At 71.6% G+C, this 15,523-nt stretch carries 19 protein-coding genes; 10 read left to right on the plus strand and 9 right to left on the minus strand.

Annotation, left to right across the window (positions count from 1 at the left end; translation table 11 throughout):
• Nucleotides 1-162 precede the first annotated feature (162 nt).
• On the plus strand, nt 163-759 hold the full coding sequence (locus ACFVYI_RS33250) for a hypothetical protein (RefSeq protein WP_387892475.1): 597 nt from the start codon (nt 163-165) through the stop codon (nt 757-759).
• Nucleotides 759-1,214 carry a MarR family transcriptional regulator gene (locus ACFVYI_RS33255; protein ID WP_387892477.1) on the plus strand — a complete coding sequence of 152 codons (456 nt, stop codon included), beginning with the start codon at nt 759-761 and terminating at the stop codon, nt 1,212-1,214. The genes ACFVYI_RS33250 and ACFVYI_RS33255 overlap by 1 nt, the downstream gene beginning before the upstream one ends.
• A gap of 221 nt (nt 1,215-1,435) precedes the next feature.
• Here the strand turns inward: ACFVYI_RS33255 and ACFVYI_RS33260 are convergent, their stop codons facing one another.
• The 3 genes from ACFVYI_RS33260 to ACFVYI_RS33270 form a co-directional block, all read right to left on the minus strand.
• Complete coding sequence (locus ACFVYI_RS33260; RefSeq protein WP_387892479.1) at nt 1,436-1,627, minus strand: hypothetical protein; 192 nt, start codon at nt 1,625-1,627, stop codon at nt 1,436-1,438.
• A 439-nt stretch (nt 1,628-2,066) separates the two neighbouring features.
• Nucleotides 2,067-2,582: a DUF4145 domain-containing protein gene (locus tag ACFVYI_RS33265; RefSeq protein ID WP_387892481.1), complete on the minus strand. Its 516-nt coding sequence runs from the start codon at nt 2,580-2,582 to the stop codon at nt 2,067-2,069.
• A gap of 77 nt (nt 2,583-2,659) precedes the next feature.
• A complete protein-coding gene (locus tag ACFVYI_RS33270; protein WP_387892483.1) occupies nt 2,660-3,247 on the minus strand; it encodes an RDD family protein in 588 nt (195 codons plus the stop codon).
• Nucleotides 3,248-4,344: 1,097 nt separating this feature from the next.
• On the opposite strand from ACFVYI_RS33270, the gene ACFVYI_RS33275 reads away from it, so the two are divergent.
• Together ACFVYI_RS33275 and ACFVYI_RS33280 are read left to right on the plus strand one after the other, a co-directional pair.
• Nucleotides 4,345-4,587 carry a hypothetical protein gene (locus ACFVYI_RS33275; RefSeq protein ID WP_387892484.1) on the plus strand — a complete coding sequence of 81 codons (243 nt, stop codon included), beginning with the start codon at nt 4,345-4,347 and terminating at the stop codon, nt 4,585-4,587.
• Nucleotides 4,588-4,593: 6 nt separating this feature from the next.
• A complete protein-coding gene (locus tag ACFVYI_RS33280; protein WP_387892486.1) occupies nt 4,594-5,286 on the plus strand; it encodes a helix-turn-helix domain-containing protein in 693 nt (230 codons plus the stop codon).
• A 153-nt stretch (nt 5,287-5,439) separates the two neighbouring features.
• Here the strand turns inward: ACFVYI_RS33280 and ACFVYI_RS33285 are convergent, their stop codons facing one another.
• Nucleotides 5,440-5,682 (minus strand): hypothetical protein, encoded by a 243-nt coding sequence (locus ACFVYI_RS33285; protein ID WP_387892488.1) that lies wholly within the window; start codon nt 5,680-5,682, stop codon nt 5,440-5,442.
• A gap of 234 nt (nt 5,683-5,916) precedes the next feature.
• On the opposite strand from ACFVYI_RS33285, the gene ACFVYI_RS33290 reads away from it, so the two are divergent.
• From ACFVYI_RS33290 to ACFVYI_RS33305, 4 genes are all read left to right on the plus strand, one after another.
• Nucleotides 5,917-6,198, plus strand: coding sequence for a hypothetical protein (locus ACFVYI_RS33290; protein ID WP_387892490.1), 282 nt, complete (start codon nt 5,917-5,919; stop codon nt 6,196-6,198).
• Nucleotides 6,195-6,524, plus strand: coding sequence for a hypothetical protein (locus ACFVYI_RS33295; RefSeq protein WP_387892492.1), 330 nt, complete (start codon nt 6,195-6,197; stop codon nt 6,522-6,524). The genes ACFVYI_RS33290 and ACFVYI_RS33295 overlap by 4 nt, the downstream gene beginning before the upstream one ends.
• A gap of 133 nt (nt 6,525-6,657) precedes the next feature.
• Nucleotides 6,658-7,620 carry a hypothetical protein gene (locus tag ACFVYI_RS33300; protein ID WP_387892494.1) on the plus strand — a complete coding sequence of 321 codons (963 nt, stop codon included), beginning with the start codon at nt 6,658-6,660 and terminating at the stop codon, nt 7,618-7,620.
• 120 nt (nt 7,621-7,740) lie between these two features.
• Nucleotides 7,741-7,956: a hypothetical protein gene (locus ACFVYI_RS33305; RefSeq protein WP_387892496.1), complete on the plus strand. Its 216-nt coding sequence runs from the start codon at nt 7,741-7,743 to the stop codon at nt 7,954-7,956.
• A 76-nt stretch (nt 7,957-8,032) separates the two neighbouring features.
• On the opposite strand, the gene ACFVYI_RS33310 is transcribed toward ACFVYI_RS33305, so the two are convergent.
• Entirely contained in the window at nt 8,033-8,584 is a 552-nt protein-coding gene (locus tag ACFVYI_RS33310) for a hypothetical protein (protein WP_387892498.1), read from the minus strand.
• A 150-nt stretch (nt 8,585-8,734) separates the two neighbouring features.
• On the opposite strand from ACFVYI_RS33310, the gene ACFVYI_RS33315 reads away from it, so the two are divergent.
• A complete protein-coding gene (locus ACFVYI_RS33315; RefSeq protein ID WP_387892499.1) occupies nt 8,735-10,324 on the plus strand; it encodes a hypothetical protein in 1,590 nt (529 codons plus the stop codon).
• A gap of 17 nt (nt 10,325-10,341) precedes the next feature.
• Here ACFVYI_RS33315 and ACFVYI_RS33320 read toward each other — a convergent pair whose 3' ends face one another.
• A complete protein-coding gene (locus ACFVYI_RS33320) occupies nt 10,342-10,767 on the minus strand; it encodes a hypothetical protein (protein ID WP_387892500.1) in 426 nt (141 codons plus the stop codon).
• Between the two features lie 42 nt (nt 10,768-10,809).
• Between ACFVYI_RS33320 and ACFVYI_RS33325 the strand changes: the two genes are divergently transcribed.
• Nucleotides 10,810-11,070 carry a hypothetical protein gene (locus tag ACFVYI_RS33325; RefSeq protein WP_387892501.1) on the plus strand — a complete coding sequence of 87 codons (261 nt, stop codon included), beginning with the start codon at nt 10,810-10,812 and terminating at the stop codon, nt 11,068-11,070.
• A gap of 264 nt (nt 11,071-11,334) precedes the next feature.
• Here ACFVYI_RS33325 and ACFVYI_RS33330 read toward each other — a convergent pair whose 3' ends face one another.
• The 3 genes from ACFVYI_RS33330 to ACFVYI_RS33340 all read right to left on the minus strand — a co-directional run bounded on the left by ACFVYI_RS33330 (nt 11,335) and on the right by ACFVYI_RS33340 (nt 15,269).
• Nucleotides 11,335-11,757: a peptidase inhibitor family I36 protein gene (locus tag ACFVYI_RS33330; RefSeq protein WP_387892502.1), complete on the minus strand. Its 423-nt coding sequence runs from the start codon at nt 11,755-11,757 to the stop codon at nt 11,335-11,337.
• Between the two features lie 291 nt (nt 11,758-12,048).
• Nucleotides 12,049-13,191 carry a transposase gene (locus tag ACFVYI_RS33335; RefSeq protein ID WP_387892503.1) on the minus strand — a complete coding sequence of 381 codons (1,143 nt, stop codon included), beginning with the start codon at nt 13,189-13,191 and terminating at the stop codon, nt 12,049-12,051.
• A 56-nt stretch (nt 13,192-13,247) separates the two neighbouring features.
• On the minus strand, nt 13,248-15,269 hold the full coding sequence (locus ACFVYI_RS33340) for a trypsin-like serine protease (protein ID WP_387892504.1): 2,022 nt from the start codon (nt 15,267-15,269) through the stop codon (nt 13,248-13,250).
• Nucleotides 15,270-15,523: the final 254 nt, after the last annotated feature.

The raw sequence follows: 15,523 nt of genomic DNA on the forward strand, positions 1-15,523 counted from the left end.
ATTGCGCCGCGCCGCGGCGCGGGGGTTAATGTTTTTGGCTGTGGGGGTGTAACCCCCCGGTCCCCCCCTTTTAGGGGGTTAAACACCCCCACACTCGGGATCCGGCGCGCCGGATGCGGGTCCTAGGCCCACAAAAGTTATCTCCTGGGATAACCTTTGGTGGTGATCAGTCCCTCGACGGGCGGCCGTGTGGTGCGCCTTCCCTCATCCCGGCCGGGCAGGCAGCCTGCCAAGCCCCCGCCGCCCGAGACCGCGGGCGGGCAGAACGTCGTCGCGATCCGCCTGGAGCCGGGCGAGTCGGTCTCGGTCAACCCGGCTCCAGCGCCGGAGCCGGCGGCCGGTCGGCGTGAGGACTTCGACTTCCTCGGGCACACCTTCTACATGGCCTCAAAGGAGCTGTCGGCGAAGCTGCCGTTCATCGGTCTGACCGCGACCGAGTACGACGTTTGGCACACGATGCTCGGCGCGCAGCTCAAGGGCGGAATCGTCCTGACCACGGTCATCAAGCTCGGCGAGCGCCTGGGCATCGGCCGCAAGGAAGCCGGGGAGGCCCTGGCGAAGTTCCTCGACATGGGCTTCATGTGGCTGGAGAAGCGCGGCCGCTACCGGATCAACCCGCGCATCGCGTTCTGGGGCAGCAGCGTCGAGCAGCAGCGCGCCCTGGCGCTGATGCCCGACAGCATCCCCGAGATCCGTCTGCCCGAGGGCGAGGTCCGCCCGCCGCGCCGCACCCGCCGACCTAAGCTGGAGTCGCTGTGATGACCGCCGAACGCCACGACCAGGACCAGGACCAGGACCAGGAGACCGCGACATTCCTGACCGCCGAGGACTCGGTGTTCACGGCGCAGGACCTCTCGCGTGCACTACCCCTGTACCGGCTGACGACCCTGCAGTACGACGTGTGGCACACGGTGCTCAGCGAGATGACGGACGGCGGCTGGGTCCCCCTCACGCTGGAGGAGATTGCCGACCGGCTCGGAACCAAGAAGAGCAACATCTCGCCGGCCCTCGGGCGCCTGGCCGAACTCGGTCTGATCTGGCGCGTCTCCAACGGCCTGCACCGCATCAACCCGCGGATCGCCTTCAAGGGCAGCCAGGAGGAGTGGGTCGAGGCCCTCTCCGAGGTGCCGGCCGACGTTCCCGAGGTGATCCTGCCGGCCTACCACCGCCGGCCGCCGCGCGGCGGCCGTGGAGGCCTGGCCGCCACCGGCTGAGCGGCTGGCCGCTGACCGCGGAGTGCGGGTTGGAAGCCCACAGAAGTTATCGCCAGGCATAACTTGCCGGACCGCTGTTCACCGATCTTCGACGGTCGTCCGGCCGGGACCCGCCGCGCGCTGACGGCTCCCGGCCGGGGCCGGGTTACCGGGTGCTGCCCCATGGGCCAGCCCGTGGCGGCTACCGTCAGGAGCACAGGTTCCGGCCCGGCGCCGGCGCGCTATCCGCCGAGCCCGGCCGCCCGGAGCTCGGCCAGCAGCGCGGCCATGGCCTCCGCGCTCGGGCTCTCCCGGACCTGAGCGGCGGCGGCCTCGATCCGATCGCGCGTCTCGGCCGGCAGATCACGGGCTGTGGCGGCGAGCTGGTCGAGCCTCGCGGTGTAGCCCGGCGGTGGGGTCAGATCATCGTCCATGGCGCCATGATGGCTCGGCCGGGCGCCATTCGAGCCGGAACACCGTAGAACCGACGAGCGCCTCGGGTACGAGCCCGACGCCGGTGGGGTGCTCGCCGACGGCGCCGCCGTCCTGTACCTCGTCGCCGCCGAAACCGGCACGGAGCCGGCCGACGCCCACCGTGGCCGGTCGAGACGCTGGCCCGGCGTCAGGGCGGGGAAAGCGCCGGCGGCACTGTGCGCCGCTGGGCAGAGCGCCGGGTCGAGCTCGGTCATGACCCCGCGGACGAGCGCGACCCGGTCAGCGCCCGGTGGAATAGCCCGGCCGACCGCGGCGCCGACGCCCTCGGCGACCCCCACGCCTTCGACGAGGACGTGCTCCCTGGCCAGGGGCACGGAGTCCTCGAAGCGTCCTCAGCCCTGCCCTCAACCCGCGGTTCTGAGGAGGTCTCTACGCCGCTCAGGCCTGCATTGCGTCGGTCGGTCCCGGAACCACGGCGGCCGGGGCGGGGAACAGCAACTCGGTGACGTCGAAGGCGACGCGCACCATATCCACGGCCATGGCCGGAGTGAGGGCGCTGCCGGTCAGCTGGCCGTGGGCGAACCTGTTGCGCAGCGGCCGGCCGGCGTCGAGCCGCTCGGCGAGGTCGGCCGTGATGACGCCGGTGGCGGCGGCCTGCTCGATGAGTTGCTGCAGCGTCTTCTTCTTCGCACCGAGGTGCTCGGCCAGGACGCGCTCCAGGGCGAACAGCGAGTACGCGACGGCGACGGTGGTGAACTCGTACCGGTAGTACGAGTGCCGGATCAGCTCGCGGCAGGTTTCCAGCACGCTGACCACGTGGGTGGGCGCGTGCTCGGGCAGGACCAGGCCGGCGACCAGGGCGTGCATGTCCGAGTAGTGGTTCACGAAGTGGTGGGCACGCGGGTCCGGGACGGGCCAGGGCAGCGGTCCGGGCAACGGCGGCAGGGTATCCATCCGCGCAGTCTCGTGGCCTGGCGCGCGCCGACGCCAGCGAATTCGATGGCCCCGGTGGCCCGGGAGTGTCCCGTGCGCTACTGCTGGCGGGGCAGGGCGATCCGGTCGATCAGTTCCCGCCGCACCACCACGCTGCGGCTGATGGTGTCGGCCCATGTCTGGTGCCGCACGTGGGTGACGGGGCGGACGAAGCCGGCGAAGGCCGGCAGCGCGTCCAGCGCGTGCAGGACGCCGCGCCAGATCGCCCGCGCCGCCCCGATCGGCGCGCCGGTGTCCTCGTCCACCGTCACGATGCCCACCAGCCGCCCGCCCAGGCCCTGCCCGGTCCGCCCCCGCTCGGCCCACTGCAGCACCAGCCACCCGCCCCCGACCACCCAGTACCCGCCCGCCAGCGACCCCCGGATATCGGTGTCCGCGAGCAGCGCCAGCAACTGCAGCGCCGCGAACGCCGGCGCCAGCGCCGACAGGGCGGCCAGGTACGCCGTCATCAGCCCGCCCGCGATCCCCACCTCGATCCCCGCCGCCGTCGCCCGCTGCGCCCAGGAGGCCAGGCCGGGGATGCCGGTCCTCATCGCGGGCGAGGCCGGGGCCGGGCCGGTCGGCACGCCGGGGTGCCACCAGGGCGCAGCTGGCGGAGAGACGGGGAACAGCGTGTGATCGTTCATGGCCGGTCAACGCGCCCTCGGCGGGTCGGGGCACGCCACGCCGGGGCACGGACCACTCCGTGCGCCCCGGACGCCATGCGCCTTCATCTGGCATGTTCGCGGCCGAAATAGTGCAGGTCAAAGCCCTGGTCACCGCCGATACGCGGGTCTAGCATTCCCGGCACGGCTGGCCCACCACACGCAGCACCGGGTTGCCGAGCAGGTCGGCGGCGCCTCCAGAGGTGGCCGGCGCCGCCCACGGCCGGAGCCCCAGGCATCCCCCGCCCCAGGGCTTCGGCGCGCGTGGTTGATCGGCTCGCGCCGGAAGGTGTTGTCTCGGTCCGACCCGCCGGCCGGCGAGGCCGGTCTTGCCCACCCGTTCGGCGATCCGTAGCCACTCGTGGTGGTCCGCCTCGGAGGTGAGTACCGAATGGTCGAAGCCCGGGGAGTCCAGGGCCAGGCCCCGGACATGGTGGAGCTGCGCCAGTGCTTCAGCCGGTGCTCGCCGCCACCGCCCGACCGGGGAAAGGAACAGGCGACGTGCACTGGTGCACGTCGCCTGTCGTGAGCGGCGGCGCGGCAACGCCGGTCGCTCGGAGATCCCAGTGGTGTCGGTGGAGTCCGTCTCGCCAAGGGAAACCAGGCTCCACTGCGAGGCGGAGCCGGATGTGAGGAAGAGTCACACGGACCCTTGTCAGCTGGCAACGGAAACTTGGACAGGCATGCAACAACGTGGCGGCCCGTGCCAACTGTCGACAGAAGGTGCTATGTTCCGGGCCGCACCGTCGTCCGTGGGTTCGACAGAGAGCGTAAACCTGCTGGTAGGAGCGCCAGGATAAGGACATCCGGACCTCGGTTGAATGTGCAGGTGCGGCTCCGGCATGACTCGGCGGCGGCCGTGAGCCCCGACCGGTTGGATGGGTTTTAGATACCGAGCGCTGGGACGCCCTTGCAACAACAGGTGGTGCGGGTCGGTCCTGAGCCCGGGGCGTTACGCCACCCGTGGGATAGTTGTGCTGACACAGAGACAGCTCCGCGACGGCAATCGCGAGTTGTCGAGTTCAACCCCGGCCCGTCGGGTCAGGTGGAGTCCGCTTCAATCCCAAGGATCAATCTTCATGTTCCGTAACGCCAGCGGCCGTGCCGCTTCTCTGCCCTGCGTCACGACCGGTTCGCCGGCCTCCGTGAGCCCGACCGAGGCCGTCATCGTCATCGTCGTGATGGTGCTCGCCGCGCTGCTCTCCCTGTGCGGTCTGCCCGCCCTCGGCATCCTGGACCTGCTCCTTCTGGCTGGCTGCGTCGGGGTCCGGCTGATCATGATGCTCCAGGCCGCTCGGACGGTCCTGGCTGTGCAGGGCTGACGTCGTATGGGCCGTGCTGAGCGGCCCGTCACCCCCCATACCAAGGATCTGGAGGAGCTGGCGCTGTGGCTGCGGTCACAGCGCCAGCGCGCCGGTCTCACCTACGCCAAGCTTTCGGCGGAAACCGGAATGACCGTCTCGCGGCTGTCACGGGCTGCGAACGGTGACGCCGTCCCCTCGCTGGAAGTGGTAGAGGCGTACGCGAAGGGGTGCGGTGCCGCGTTGAAAGATCTTCGTATGGCCCGCCGGTTGTGGAGGCGGGCCCGTCTGTCGGCGCTGCCTTCATCGCCGGCGGAACAGCACTTCGTGCACATCAGCATGGTTGGGAGCTGGGCAGAACTCTGGGCTGCCATGGTCCACCTGCGCCGCAGGAGTGGTCAGCCAAGCCTTCGGGAGTTGCAGTCCCGCGGCGGCAAGCACGGCGAGCTGGCGCGCAGCACGCTCAGCCTCGTCCTGCGAGGGCAGGCCAGACCCAGCCTGGAGTTTCTGCACAGGTTCGTCAGGGCCTGCGGTGTGACCTCGGTCGCAGTCATCGAGGAATGGCAACAGGCATGGGCCCGAGCCCATAACCGGTCGAGGGAGACAGACCTCCTGCAGCACTACGAGCAGTTGTTCGCGCTCAGCCTGGGACCCTCCACGGTCCGGCATTTGCGGGAGCGGCTGACCCATGTGGAGGCTCCCTCGGAAAGTTCGCCTTAACACCAGTCCAGCGGCCCGGAGTCAGCGGCGGTCAGACCATGACCCCCGCCGAGTCCGGGTCGCTTCGGCTCCGGCGACAGCACAAGGGCCTGGCTGGGCCCGGAGCCACCCGAAGGGAGAGGGGTGCGGAGATGAGCGTCCAGCCCGCCGGGATCACGTCGCCGGGTCCTGCGCGGCGTCGTTCGGGCGGGCGGTCTGCTTGAGCTTCATCGCGGCCTTGTGCCGGTTCTCGGCGCCGGCCCAGTACGGGTGGGCGTACAGCTCGGCACCGACCGCGGTGAACGCGGCCCGCTTCTCCTTGGTCGGGTCGGCGGCCCAGTCGGCCTCGGCGGTGTACCAGCGGCGCTGGAGTTCCAGCAGGTCAGCGGGGAAATTCAGTGTCGGACACCGGCCCATCGTAGGTCGCACACCCGGACGGCCGACGGCACGGCACCGGGCCGGGACAAACCTCGGGGCGGGGCGCCGGCCGAAGCGGGTTACCGGGTGCTGCCCCACGGGCCGGCCCGGGGCGGCTACCGTCAGGAGCACAGGGCCCGGCCCGGCGCCGGGAGATGCCGAGAGGGAGAGGGGTTGGTGGGAATGAGCGCCCAGCCCGCCGAACGAGGGGGCGGCCGTCTTGGCCTGCCGCCGATGGACACCGTGCAGGAACTGCGCGCCGCGCTGCGCACCGGCCACGGCTACCCCGGCGACGCCGAGCGCCTGGACGCCGAACTCGCCGAGCAACTGCTGCGCCGCGTGCCGGTGGACCGGCTCGACCAGGTCGAAGAGGTCCCCGCCGTCGTGGACCTGGTCGCGGTCGCCGAGATCGTCGCCGCCTACCGCGGCCGCGTGCTGCTGGCCGCCGACCCGCAGACGGCCGACGCCGTCGACCAGGCCGTTGCCGACCTGCTGGCGCGGCAGGGCGCCGAGTGACCGACCAGCACCAGCAGCCGGACCGTCCGGCGGTCGCCGTGGTCACCGACCGCGCCGCCCAGCGCGCCAAGGAGCTCGGCGCCGACCAGGCTCTGGAGGCGCTGCGCGCCGAACTCGAACAGCACCCGCGGCTCGGCCGGCCGATCCGCACCGTCACCGAGGGCGGCCAGCGGGTCGAGCTGTACTCCACCCGGATCGAGGGTGACCCGGCCGAAGGCCGGCCCGCGCTCAACGTCGTGCACGCCTACGCCCCCGCCCCGCCCTGGCCGCCGACCGTACGGATCGCCGCCGTCGTCCCCGAAGACCCGCCCCACCCCGCGCCGTAGAAGTCGGGCCGGCGGGCCTTCGCCCGCTACGCCGCTGCCGGTGCCCGCTAGGCCCGAGACGTACGATCCGGGCCATCACCGGCGGGCGCCGTGCCGTCGTCGGGCCTGGGACAGGGTGGGGCAGGCGTCGCGGGTGGGTGACCGGGCGGACAAGGCGAGCGAACGCGGGCAGGGCGTCCAGGACGTGCAGCACTCCGCGCACGATGGTCCACGCCGCCCCGATCGGCGCGCCGGTGTTCTCGTCCGCCGCATCGCCGGCGAAGACCTGAACTCGCCTGTCTTGCCGCACATCTCCCGTGGTGTCGGCCACTGCTGCCATCCTGATCCGATGGGGATAGAGGAAGAGGAGGCCTGGGACCTCGACATGGTTCTCGGTCAGACGGTTGCCCTGCTCGATCGACGCGGCGACAGAGAGGCATTCCAACTGCTTCTCGACATCACCAACCTGGAGTTCGAGCAGGTCGAGGGCTGGGGAGGGGCCGGTTTGCAAGTGGTTCTACTTGCTGAGAGCCACATCGTTTCGCTCTTCACCGAAGATATGTATGAGCGCATCAAGGAACCACTCCTTGAGGTCGCTCGCCGGCGCGGCTTCCAGAACGCCCACCATCTGGTCATCAGGGAAGCCCTTCCCGAGATCGGCCCCGACTGGCGCGACCAGTTCGCGCAGCGGGCCACTGCCCGTCCCTCCAACCAGGCCCGCCGGGAACGGGCGGCGCCGACGGTGCTCACCGAGGACGGTCTGGCCCTGGCAAGTCAGGAGGAACGCATCGTCTACCTCGCGCTCAAGGACATTCAGGCGGGTATCCCGGAGGACAAGACCATCGCCATCGCGCCGTTGCCAGGGGTGCGCCTACGAGCCGGCCACACGTGGACTCCCGACATCACGGTCTTCGGCAACGGCCGAGTCATGATCTTCGAAGTGGACGGGCCTCATCACCGCAACACCCGTCGATACGCCGACGACCGCAACCGAGACCTCCAGTGGCAGCGCTGCGGGGTTCCTGTCGTTCGGCTGCCGGTCGAAGACCTTGCTGACCAGAAACAGCTCACCGAGCGACTCAAGGAGGAACTGCGGCGCCACCTGTGGCCGCGCTGACCAATAAGGTCGATCCGCTCAGGATGCCCCCTACAGGCACCTGGTCCCACCAACGCGCCTTACCGCCCGGCGGCCGGAATGCAGAACGGACGTGGGCGTTCGGGTGGAAGACTGGTGATCATGAGTTCCGACCGGCGCCCGTTGTGGCAGCCCTTCTCCGAGCCCGCCACCGACACGCCCTCCCGCGCGGATGACCGGGCTCGGCTGCTCGCGGTCGAGCGGGCCCCGTTCCTGGAGCCGGCCCCCGCGGACCCGCCGGCGGTGGTGCCCGGTGCGCGGCGGCGGCTCGGCCCGGGTGGTCTCGCCGCCGCGCCGGTCCCGGACGGCCGGGGCTGACCACACCCGTCGCCAGCCCGGCCCGGGTCACGCCTCGGCGGGGAACGGGGCGAGCCCGTGCCGGCGGTGGTGTCGATCAGGCCAGCGTTTCGGTGGCTGCGGCGCGTCCGATGGCGGTGGTGGCGTTCAGTTCGTCGGCGAGGAGGGTGAGCTCGCGTTCCAGGTCGCCGAGTACACAGCCGGGCATGGCTGCGGCGAGGGCGCAGACGGCGACCAGGGCGAGCCGCTCGCCGGTGCGGAGCTCGGGCAGGGTGCCGGTGTGGGTGGCGCCGAGCAGCACGTCCGCCGCCAGGCGGTAGCGCAGCTCCTCGACGAGCCGGCCCTCGCCGCCGGGGATGACCTCGCGGGCGCTGGCGTGGACGATCGCCTCGGCCGCGTTCCCCAGCACGAGGGCATGGCGCTCGTCGTCCTGGCGGGCGGCGAGCTCGCGTACCCACGCGGCCGCCGCTTCTCCCGCGTCGGCGGCCAGGGCGAGCGCCTCGCGTACGGCGAGTTCGTGTTCCTCGCGCGCGGCCGCGGCCCGTGCCGCGGCCTGTTCCGCTCGCTCGTCGTCGGCACCGAGGTCGTCCGGATAGTCGTCAGTCGGCCGGGGGGCGGACACGGGCAGGGAGGAGAGCGAGTTCGTCATGGCCGGTGAACCGGCCCCGGCCCCGAACCGTCACGGCCCGGCGGTGGGCCGCCGCGCGACCGCCACGCCCGGCCGCCCCGGCGCGCCACCGCAGGACCGCCGATCGCCCCGGGGAGAAATGCCGTGTACCGGCTGGCTAGCATTCCGATCATGACTTTCTCCCCGGGTGGAAACATGCCCGCAGCGCCGATGCTGTTCGGCGCCCCGACCTGCGCCATGTGCACCACGGAGCTGGAGTGGGGCGGCAAGGGCCGCCGGCCGAAGTACTGCTCGAAGGCGTGTTCGTCGAAAGCGGACCGCGCCCGGGGGAAGGAGAAGCAGGGACAAGCCCTCGCCGCGGCCGCCGAAACGCCCCGGGGTGAAACGGGACTCCCCGAAGGGCTGGCCAACGACCCGTCGGCCGCCGAACTCCTCACCCTCGGGGAGGAGCTGATCCGGCACGACCGGCTGCTGCTGCTCCAGCTGGACCGCGCGGCCCGGGACGCGGACCCGGCCCTTGCGCGCCAGGCCGCCGCCGACGTCCGGCACTCCGCGTACGGCGTGATGCAGCGCCACCGGGAGCTGGTCGAACGGCTGCTCGACCAGCACCCCACGCAGGCCCGGGCGGTGGGACAACCAGGCCCGGCGGCCGAAGAAACGCCCCGGGGTGAAACCCGGACCGGTTCCGGAGCGGCCCCGGGGATGGCCGGGGCCGCACCGGCCTGCCTGCCCGCTCCCCGCCCAGCCGCCGTCACCGTGGAGCCGGCCGTCCGGCCCGCCGACCAATCGCCCCGGGGCGAAACGACCACCGAATATGGCCCGGGCCGAACCGCCGAAGATGCCCGTTTGACGGGCGTTGGCCCCCGGGGTGAAACGACGGCCTCCCCCGGACGGGGCGAGAACGCGCCCGCTGCGCCCCGGGGAGAAACCCCGGCCACCGCCAGCAGACCGGCGCCCGCTCCGGCTCGCACGGCCCCGGGCGCAACGGTCGCCCACCCCGACGACAGCGACCTGCAGCCCGACGCGGTGCTGCGCGCCACCTCCGACCCAGTCCGCCGCTTCGGCCCGCCGACCCGCACCGACGATCTGCACCTCACCTTCGGGCCGGGCTGGACCACCACGTCCTGGTCCGCGCCGGAGGCCGCCGACGTCCACCAGCTCCACCACCGCGGCGTCCGCGTCGGCTGGACTGCGCTGCTCGGCGACGGGCCGTGGGGCCTGGGCGGCTGGATCGCGGTGCTGCTCCTGGCCGACGGCCGTGCCGAGCCGCTCCTCGGCAATATCGGCCGGCCCCGCATCCACCGCGACTGGAGCGAGGCCCTCGACGCGCTGCGCAAGGCGCGGCTCACTCCGCCGGCCACCGCCGCGCGAACCCCAGACACCGCCCGTCCGGCCCCGAAGACCTCCGGGTGGATCGGCCCGCGCGCGGCCGAGCCCGCCGCCGGGACGGTGACGGTGCCGCGCGACCCGCTGCACCGAGGCCTGCCCCGCAGCATGGACGTCCACATCCCCCTCGACCCGGCGACCTTCGGCTACGCCTGGGTGCTCTCGGGCTGGACAGTGCAGCCGGACGTGATGGTGGTGCTCGGCGAAGGGTACCCGGTGGGCTGGGTCGAGCGCGGCCTGGACGGAGGGGATGGCTGGGTCGCGGTCTACGAGGGCTACTTCCTCGGCGACCCCGCCACCCAGCAGGCCGCCCTCCACGACACCCCGGAGCTCGCCGCCCGCATCATCCACCAAGCCCACGTCCACGACCTCTGATCGGACTGCCCGGGCGGCTACAGCTCGTGGGCGAGGCGCTTCAACCGGAGGTAGAGCTCCGCCAGCTCCTCCCGGATCTCGGCCGGTGCCCGGTTCGTCTCGTTGAACTGATCGTGCCAGCCGGGCCTGGAAGTTAGCCACACGTCCGGGTTCGGCCACTCCTGCTGGCTGGCGGTGATGTCGACGATCAGCCCGTCCTGCTCCACCCAGGCGTGCGATCCGAGACCCACGTCGGGGGAGCCCCCGCTGACGACCTCCCACGCCCCGAGTCCGCTCTCGGCGAAGTACACGGCCAGCAGGGTCGAGCTGTCCTCGCAGGAGCTGTCCGGGAATTCGATGAAGCCCCCCAGGTCCCAATCGCGGGGGTCCAGGTTGGGCCGAATCTGCACCAGAGCGGCTCGGAAGCGCTCGGCGGTGCCGCGCACCAGGATCTCGTCCGTCATGGGATCCAGCATCGCCGGACCGGCTCCGGCGGAGTACTGGACATGCTGAAGGTGGCGCGGCTGTCGGTGCGTGCCTTCCCGGCCCCGCCCGGCCTCGGCGGCGAACAGCGCGAACACCTGCTCGCCGCCGACCCCGAGGCCTTCACCGCGGTCCGCACCCTCGCCGAGGCAATCCTGCGCCGTCACCTGGCCGCGGCCCCGGCCGGCACTGTCTCGACCGTCCGCACGTGCGCGACGGCGGCCGCCACCCGCGGCGCCCTGCACCAGGTGGCCCTGGCCCTTGGAACGACCGAGGAGGACTGACCGCACCGGACGAGGTCGCGCAGCGACAGCCGGGAACCGGGTTCGGCCCGCACCCGGCCCCGGCTCAATCCAGGGCGGGCGGGTGAAGGGAGGCCCTCCGGGCGGCACGCCGCCCGGAGACCGGCCCGCTCCCGCGTACCGTCGCCCGGGTGGGCGCGTGGGCACGGGCAAATTCCCGGCCCGGCTGCCGACGTGCTGGGTCCCCTGTTGGCCTGGCTGATCCTCGGCCGGTCCGACGGTGTCGTACGGGCCCGTGTTGGCTGGTTAGGCGCCGCAGAGGGTGTCGTTGATCTTCAGTGAGTGGGTGACGTCGTTGAGCTGGTACGAGCGCAGGTCGTTGATGGAGCCTCCGTCGCGTCCCACGCACACGTGTCGGCCGAAGTAGTTGTCCTTCTGGTAGACCCGTGCGGTGCGGCCGCTGTTGTTGATCACCGAGCTTCCCGCTCCCCGGATGTAGTCCGGCAGGTGTCGCTCGCTTCCGTCGACGGCCCGCTTGACGTAGGGCTGGCCGACGAAGTCGATGTCGGGGTAGACGCACACGAAGCCGCGGGGGCACGCGATCTTGTCCCGGTGCTGCGCGAGGGCCGTTCCGGTGTCCGGGGCGGCCTGGGCCGGCGTGCCGGCGAGCACCGCGGTCAGAGCCACGGCGGTGGCGGCGAGCGTCGTGCGGACACGCGTGGTGCGCATGTGGGTCCCTTCGGTGGTTCCTCGGACGGGCGGGGCGCTGGTGTACCCGGACCGGGCCGGTTGGGGACCGGGCGCCTATGGGGTTGTTCTCCAGGCGGATCGGTTCCGCATGCGGCCGACCGCCGGGATTCACCCGAAGGAGTCGAGCAGCGGCCCGCCGGCCACACCGCCGTGCCGCAGCGGTGTCCGGAGCAGCGGTTGGGGCCGGCACCTGGCCGTCGTTGTGCCTGCGGACCAGCCCGCGGCCCTTCCCCCGAGAGGGCCGCTGGCGTGGCGGCCCGTCGCGGCCGGCTACCGGCGCCCTGCCCGGCGCGGCGTGCGGCTGCTGGCCCCCGGATCGGTCGCCGTCCCGATTGGCCGGCCCGTCCGATGCTTCGGTCCTCCCGTGCCGCGGTAGGGCGGGGCGGCGACCGGCTGCTTGACGCGGAGCACGCCGCCGCCGAGCGGGCCCGCCAGGAGCAGGAGAAGGAGGAGCACGAGCACCGTCGCCCGGCTGCACCCGCTGCGCGGCGAAGTTCTCGCACGAGCGGTGGGCCGAGCGCCGGCGGAACGCTTGGGACGACACGCTGTGCGCGGGCTGCCGCCAGGTCGACGCCGGCCAGCAGGCCCGCCAGGAGGCCGAGTGCGAGCAGGCCGCCGTCGAAGCCGCGACCGCCGAGGGGAAGCACTCCCGCTCCTGGTGGCGCCGCCTCTGACCCGCGGCTCCCCACCGCAGCGCGCTGACCTGCACTGGGGAGTTTCGCCCCGGGGCGGGTGGTGAGTTTGCCCGTCCCGGGCGGGTGATCGCCGGTGAGTTCCGGGTACCGACCTAGCGGCGCCCCCAGCCCTCGTCGACCAGGCCGGTCGCAGGTGCGAAGCGGTCCGGGCCACCTCTTCCAGCACCGCACGGACGGCCTCGGTGACCAGTTCCAGCCGGGTCAGGTCACGTACCGAGGCCAGGACATGAGTGGAGTCGGTACGCTGCGTGGTGCGCTCGCGCACGAGTCCGGCCTCCTTCAGGTGTGCGAGTGCCAGATCGAGGAGCCGGTCGGTGCGGTCATCCAGGGCCAGGCGCTCGCGGAAGTCGGCCAGCACACTGTGGTGGAAGCCGGGATCGTCCAGTTCCATGGCCATGGCGTACTTGAAGTCGATACGGCAACGGACCGCTTCCGCCGCTTGCCGGTCCGACAGGCCGAGGAGGAACTGCGGCACGCAGACCGTGGCCAGCTGGGCGGGCGAGATACCTGGGCGTCCATAGCGCGGGTACCAGCCCGCGAAGTCCTCGTCGCACCACAGCCCGTCCAGCTGGTCTCTGACCCGCATCGCGGTCGTGCCACCCGGGTTGCCCGCCCGCGCGATCTTCGCGGTCAGAGAGGGGACTTGCTCACCGGAACGGGGGCGGAGCGACAACTGACACCTCGACAACTGCATGGGTCTTCGATCAGCCACGAGCATGCCCGCTGGTCAGGCGGGCACACCGGGAGACTCCAAGATCCCCGACAGAGTCAAGCTCAGCCGGTTGTGGTGGCGGTGATGTTCTGGATGTCGCTGCTGGGGACGGTGATGAAGGTGGTCCAGGAGCCGTCGGGCTTCTTGTCGGTGGTCCAGATCTTGGTGTCGCTGCCGATGGCGAACAGGCGGGTGGTGTCGCCGATGGTGGTGGCGGCGACCTTCTTGACACCGCTCGCGTCGGGGACGGCGCCGAACGTGCTCCAGGGGCTGTTGTTGGTGCTTTCGGTGACCCAGATCTTGGTGTCGCTGCCGACGGCGTACAGGCGCACGGTGTTGCCGACGGTGGTCGCGGCGATGTCGCTGATGCCGCTGCTGTCGATGCCTGCCCAGGTGCTCCAGGTGCCGGCGGTGTAGTCGCCGGTGGTGGTCCAGATCTTGGTGTCGCTGCCGACGGCGAACAGGCGCACGGTGTTGCCGACCGTGGTGACAGCGAGGTTCTGGATGCCGCTGCTGGGCAGGGCTTCGAAGGCGGTCCAGGTGCCGGCGGTGTAGTCGCCGGTGGCGGTCCAGATCCTGTCGTCGCCACCGACGGCGAACAGGCGCACGACGTTGCCCATCGCGACGGCGGTGACCTGCTTCATGCTGCTGTTGCCCGGGACGGCTTCGAAGGCGGTCCAGGTGCCGGCGGTGTAGTCGCCGGCGGCGGTCCAGATCCTGTTGTCGCCGCCGATGGCGTACAGGCGCGTGGTGTTGCCCATCGTCACCGAGGTGACCTGCTTCATGCTGCTGTTGCCTGGGACGACATCGAAGGCCCCCCACACACCAGAGCCGTAGTTCCCCTGGTTGGCCCAGATCCTGTTGTCACCGCCGATGGCGTACAGCCTGCTCCCGGGCCGCGACGCCTTCACCTGCTGCACCCAGGTACCCAGGCTGTCGGCGCGGGTGTGCTGTGCGTTGGTGCGGGTCTCGGTGGCGGGGGTGCCGAGGCAGGTGCCCTGCCAGGAGCGGGAGACGACGGCCGCGATCTCGATGGTGCCGCCTGCTTCGCGCAGGACGGGGGCGCCGGCGTCGCCCGCGCACACCGGCTTGCCGCTGGCGAGGGTGCTCTCGAGGGTGGTGGCGGTGACAGCGGTGGCGGTGTGGGCGCCCGCGCCGAGGTGGCGGCCCTCCCAGGTGGTGGTCGATCGGCCGTAGCCGGCTGCCTTGAGGCTCTCGCCGCTGGCAGGGGCGGTGGTGGCGAGCTTGGCGGGGGTGATGCCGGTGACGGGCGTGGTGAGGCGGGCCAGGACGAGGTCGCGGTCGGTGCGGGGCACCAGCTCGACGATGTCGGTGGTCGTGCCGCTGGTGGTGTTGGTGAGGTCGGTGCGGCCGACGGTGACCTTGGCCGTGTCCTTGGGGGTTCCGGCGGTGACCGTGGTCAGGTTGTCGGGGGTGTCGGTGAAGCAGGAGGTGGCGGTGAGGACCCAGAGGGGGTCGACGAGGGCGCCGGAGCAGGAGCGCTTGCCGTTGCCTATGTCGATCTTGGCGGTGTAGGCGAAGGCTGCGTCGTTCGGTTGGACGGCGGGTGCCGGGCCGGTCGAGCCGGTGATCCGCAGCTCGAGCAGGACGGCGGGGCTGTTGGGGTCCACCCCCTCGCCGAATGCCTTGTTCGTGTTGGCGGGGACGTCGAGGGTCTCGGTGGGCTTCTGGTTGACGGACAGGCTCGCGCGCACCGAGCGGCCGACGGTCTTCACGAGGTAGGCCTGGGGGAGGCTGAGCGCGACGTAGCCGGAGTCGTAGGGCGCGTCGAAGCAGACCATGTCCAGATCGGTCGGGTCTGGGGTGGTGGCTCCGACGCGGATCTCCCAGTTGCCGTCGGCGCAGTCCACGAGGTTGACGCGGCCGTCGCCGCGGGTGATGGTGATGCCGCGTTCGGCGAGGATTTCGGTGGCACCGGGGTAGGCGAGGTTCTCCACCGCGACGGGCGGGGCGGGCGGGGTGTCGGCGGTGGCGAGGGGGGCTGCGGACCAGCCGGTGGCTACGAGCCCGAGGGTCGTGGCGAGCACCGCGGTCCTGCCGTGCGGGCGAGCACGGAATCTCATGTCTTTCCTTCCATTTTGTCCAGATTCGGCACTTACTTTGCTGTCAAGTGCTGCGCAAAGCGGACGCCTGGATCATGTCTTCGAGCACAATAGTCGATATTGGACGATGAATAATCCTGTATGATCATCGGCGGCGATCGACTCGGTATTTGGCCAGGTCAGATGCCTGGTTGGTGCTGCCATGCCATTAGTCCACATGTATTTCCGTGCTCGATGAGCGGTTCCCCCCGGTGCGGGGGGAACCGCTATTTCCG

This window comes from Kitasatospora sp. NPDC058218, assembly GCF_042882445.1.
Classification (GTDB): domain Bacteria; phylum Actinomycetota; class Actinomycetes; order Streptomycetales; family Streptomycetaceae; genus Kitasatospora.